This is a genomic window from Streptomyces sp. HSW2009 (genome assembly GCF_040240285.1).
Classification (GTDB): Bacteria; Actinomycetota; Actinomycetes; order Streptomycetales; family Streptomycetaceae; genus Streptomyces.
Genome location: NZ_JBEHZD010000599.1, coordinates 1 through 4382, shown reverse-complemented (window position 1 = coordinate 4382; position 4382 = coordinate 1). Strand labels below are relative to the sequence as shown.

The window sequence follows — 4382 nt, the reverse complement described above, 5'->3', positions numbered from 1 at the left end:
CTGCCACCCTCGTCACCACCGGCGTCTCCGAATCCTGGCTCGACCAGTTGCAGACCCATGAGATCGCCGAACTCGCCGAGCTCACCGACCTGGTGCCGCCGCCCGCCCTCACCGACTTCGACACCGCGCACGCCCGCCGGGTGCTCGCCGACACCGAACTGCTGATCACCGGCTGGGGCTGTCCGCCGATCGACGAACGGGCGCTGGCCGCCGCGCCCCGGCTGCGGGCGATCGTGCACACGGCGGGCTCGGTACGCGGCCACGTCGGCGCCGCCTGCTGGCAGCGCGGCATCGAGGTGTCCACGGCCGCGAGCGCCAACGCCCTCCCGGTGGCCGAGTACGCCCTCGCGATGATCCTGCTCGCCGGCAAGCGCGTCCTCGACGCGGCCCACTCCTACCGGACCGCCAGGGCCCGCGAACACTGGCAGTACGTCGGCCCCGGCGACGGCAACTACCAGCGCACCGTCGGCGTCCTCAGCGCCTCGCTCACCGGCCGCCGGCTCATCGAACTGCTGCGCCCGCACGATCTGGAGGTGCTGCTGTACGACCCGTACGTGAGCGCCGGGGCCGCCGCGGAGTGGGGCGCGCGGGCGGTGGGGCTCGACGAACTCTTCGCGAGCAGCGACGTGGTGAGCGTGCACACCCCGCTGCTGCCCGCCACCCGCGGCCTGGTCAGCCGGGAACTCCTGGCCGCACTGCGCCCCGGTGCAACCCTCATCAACACGGCCCGGGGTGCGGTGGTGGACCAGGACGCGCTGACCGAAGCGCTGGTCGCGGGCCGCATCCACGCCGTGCTCGACGTCACCGACCCGGACCCGCTGCCCCCCGACCATCCCCTGTGGACCTGCGACAACGTCCTCCTGACCCCGCACATCGCCGGCTCCCAGGGCACCGAACTGCGCCGCCTCGCGGCCCTGGCCATCGCCGAGGTGCGCCGCTGGACCCACGGCGAAGGCTTCGCCCACGCCCTCCCCCCGGACCACGCGGCACTCCGCGCGTAACGCCCACGACTACCCCGACTCGCACGCGGCAGGCCCCGCCCCCCTTGAACCCAAGCCCGGCCCGGCCCTTACATGGCAAGCCCCCGCCCCGGCCCCAGGGGCCACAATGTGGCACTTCCCAAAACCCACCCCCGAAAGTGCCACCCGCCGCCGCACCACGGCGCACCCACATCCCGCGAGCTACCAAAAACCGCAGCCAGCAGGCGCGGCCGCCCAAGCGGCAAAGACAGCCCCCTCGGCACACGGCCCCAGCCCATGGCCCGCCCATCCCGCCACACCGGCGCCCACCCCACGACCACCACTCAGGTGGCACTTCCCAAAACCCACCCCCGAAAGTGCCACCTGCCGCCGCGCCACGGCGCACCCACATCCCGGAGCCCACCCAGAAACCGCAACCAGCGGACCTGGACCTGACCTCACTCAAGCGGCAAAGACACAGACAGCGCCCTCAACGCCCGGCCCCGGCAGATGGCCACCCCGCCACACGGACAAGCACCCACACCCACCCAACAACACAAGCAGCCCCACCCCCCTCATCCCGCCGCAACGGCGCCCAGCCCCCACAGGGAGAGTCCGGCGGAATCAACAACAAGGGCACCACCCACGCCTGGGCTCCCACCAAGGACCCGCGGCCAACGAACAGTCAGCCCCGGCGAGCCACCGCCAAGAAGCCCCGCGGCCAACGAAAACGCACCCCACCAAGGCCCGCGGCCAACGAACGGTCAGCCCACGACGAAGCCCGCAGCCAGCGAAGGGAACAAAGAGAGCAAACAGTCAGCCACAACCCGCGGCAAACGACCCGCCAGCCCCCGCAAAGCCACCCCACGAAGAAGCCCCGCGGCCAGCGGAAAAGCACTCCACCGCAAGCCACCCCAGAACGCGGAGCGGCCACGCGGCAAGCTACACGTACCGCTCCAGGATGGACGACTCCGCCAGTCGCGACAGCCCCTCGCGGACCGAGCGGGCGCGGGCCTCGCCGACGCCGTCGACCATCTGGAGGTCGTCGACGCTGGCGGCGAGCAGCTTCTGGAGGCCGCCGAAGTGCTCCACCAGGCGCTCGATGATGGCACCGGGCAGCCGCGGAACCTTGGCGAGCAGCCGGTACCCACGCGGGGAGACCGCCGAGTCGAGCGTTTCGGGAGAGCCGCTGTAGCCCAACGCGCGGGCGACGATGGGGAGTTCGAGGAGTTCGGGGTGGGTGAGCGCGTCGAGTTCGGCGAGCGCGTCGGCCACCGTGCGGGAGCGCTTGGCGGTCGGCTCGGGCACGTAGTCCCGCACGACGAGCTCCCGCTCGGGCTCGACGCCGGCGATCAGCTCGTCCAACTGGAGCGAGAGCAGCCGGCCGTCGGTGCCGAGCTCCACCACGTACTCCGCGATCTCGGTCGCGATGCGGCGGACCATCTCCAGCCGCTGGGCGACCGCGGTGACGTCCCGGACCGTCACCAGGTCCTCGATCTCCAGCGCGGAGAGCGTGCCGGCGACCTCGTCGAGCCGGAGCTTGTACCGCTCCAGCGTGGCGAGCGCCTGGTTGGCGCGGGAGAGGATGGCCGCGGAGTCCTCCAGGACCCGGCGCTGGCCGTCCACGTACAGCGCGATCAGCCGCATCGACTGGCTGACCGAGACCACCGGGAAGCCCGCCTGGATGGAGACGCGCTGCGCCGTGCGGTGCCGGGTGCCGGTCTCCTCGGTCGGGATCGAGGCGTCGGGCACCAGTTGCACGCCCGCCCGCACGATCTTGGTGATGTCCTTGTCGAGGATCAGCGCGCCGTCCAGCTTGCACAGCTCGCGCAGCCGGGTCGCGGAGAATTCGACGTCGAGGACGAACCCGCCGGTGCACATCGACTCGACGGTCTTGTCCATGCCCAGCACGATGAGTCCGCCGGTGTTGCCGCGCAGGATGCGCTCCAGGCCGTCCCGGAGCGCCGTACCGGGCGCGACCGCGCTCAGGGAGGCGCGCATCAGACGATCGGAACCGGAGCTTCCACCGGCCCTGCCGGGAGCTGTCGCCCGGTCGTTGGCTGCCACTGCACTCCTCCGTCGCCAGATCTGGTCGGTGCCGCAGGCCGCCCTGCCGGACGTACGCGGTGTCCTTACGTACGGGCGTGCGGGCGAGACCAGGGCAAAGTCTACCGGCGGTCCGCCGACTCGCGTGGGGGCTGGGGCGCCTCTCGCCGTGGCCGCTTCGGCAGAGCGCGCAGGGCCTCGCCTATGTCGGCCACCTCAAGCACCCGCATGCCGGCGGGAACCTTCCCCGGGTCGCTGGGCACCAGGGCGTGCGTGAAGCCGAGCCTGGCGGCCTCGGCGAGCCTGCGCTGCACCCCGGTGACCCGCCTGACCTCGCCGGCGAGTCCCACCTCGCCGATGGCGACCAGATTCATCGGCAGCGGCGTATCGCTGGCGGCGCTGGCCAGCGCGAGCGCGACGGCCAGGTCGGCCGCGGGCTCGGTGAGCCGCACGCCGCCGACGGTGGCGCTGTAGATGTCGCGCTTGCCGAGCGAGCTGATCCGGCCGCGCTGCTCCAGCACGGCCAGCATCATCGAGACGCGGGAGGTCTCCAGGCCCGACGTCGTGCGCCGCGGCGAGGGGATCTGGGTGTCCACGGTCAGCGCCTGCACCTCGGCCACCAGCGGGCGGCGGCCCTCCAGGGTGACGGTCAGACACGTGCCGGGCACCGGCTCGGCGCGCCGGGTCAGGAACAGGCCCGACGGGTCGGCCAGGCCCGTGATGCCCTCGTCGTGCAGCTCGAAGCAGCCGACCTCGTCGGTCGCCCCGTACCGGTTCTTGATGCCGCGCACCAGGCGCAGCCGCGCGTGTCGGTCGCCCTCGAAGCTGAGCACCACGTCCACCAGGTGCTCCAGCAGGCGGGGGCCCGCGATGCCGCCGTCCTTGGTGACGTGGCCGACCAGGACGGTGGCCATGCCGCGCTCCTTGGACGCCCTGATCAGCGCCCCGGCCACCTCGCGGACCTGCGCCATCCCGCCGGGCGCGCCGTCGATCTCGGGGGACGCCACGGTCTGCACCGAGTCCAGGACCAGCAGCGAGGGCTTGACCGTGTCGAGGTGGCCGAGGACGGCGGACAGGTCCGTCTCGGCCGCCAGGTACAGGTGCTCGGAGAGCGCGCCGATGCGGTCCGCGCGCAGTCTGACCTGGCTGGCCGACTCCTCGCCGGTGATGTAGAGCGTGCGGTGCTCGTCGGAGGCGGCCTTGGCGGCCACGTCGAGCAGCAGCGTGGACTTGCCCACGCCGGGCTCGCCGGCGAGGAGCACCACGGCGCCGGGCACCAGGCCGCCGCCGAGCACCCGGTCCAACTCGTCCCCGCCGGTGCCGCGGGCGGGGGGGGGGGGGGGGGGGGGGGGGGGGGGGGGGGGGGGGCGCCGGGGG

3 protein-coding genes are annotated in these 4382 nt (G+C 73.0%); 1 reads left to right on the top strand and 2 read right to left on the bottom strand.

The features are described 5' to 3' along the window. The first annotated feature begins 47 nt into the window (after positions 1 to 47). The gene (locus tag AAHZ94_RS29255; protein WP_349996675.1) at positions 48 to 1001 is read left to right on the top strand and encodes a hydroxyacid dehydrogenase; all 954 of its coding nucleotides are present in this window, start codon (positions 48 to 50) and stop codon (positions 999 to 1001) included. A 900-nt stretch (positions 1002 to 1901) separates the two neighbouring features. Here AAHZ94_RS29255 and disA read toward each other — a convergent pair. Both disA and radA read right to left on the bottom strand, forming a co-directional pair. Next, positions 1902 to 3026, bottom strand: a complete 1125-nt coding sequence (disA, locus tag AAHZ94_RS29250; protein WP_176162463.1) for a DNA integrity scanning diadenylate cyclase DisA — start codon at positions 3024 to 3026, stop codon at positions 1902 to 1904. A gap of 101 nt (positions 3027 to 3127) precedes the next feature. Next, positions 3128 to 4382 (bottom strand): DNA repair protein RadA (radA, locus tag AAHZ94_RS29245; RefSeq protein WP_349996673.1); only part of this gene is annotated, 1255 nt, incomplete at its 5' end.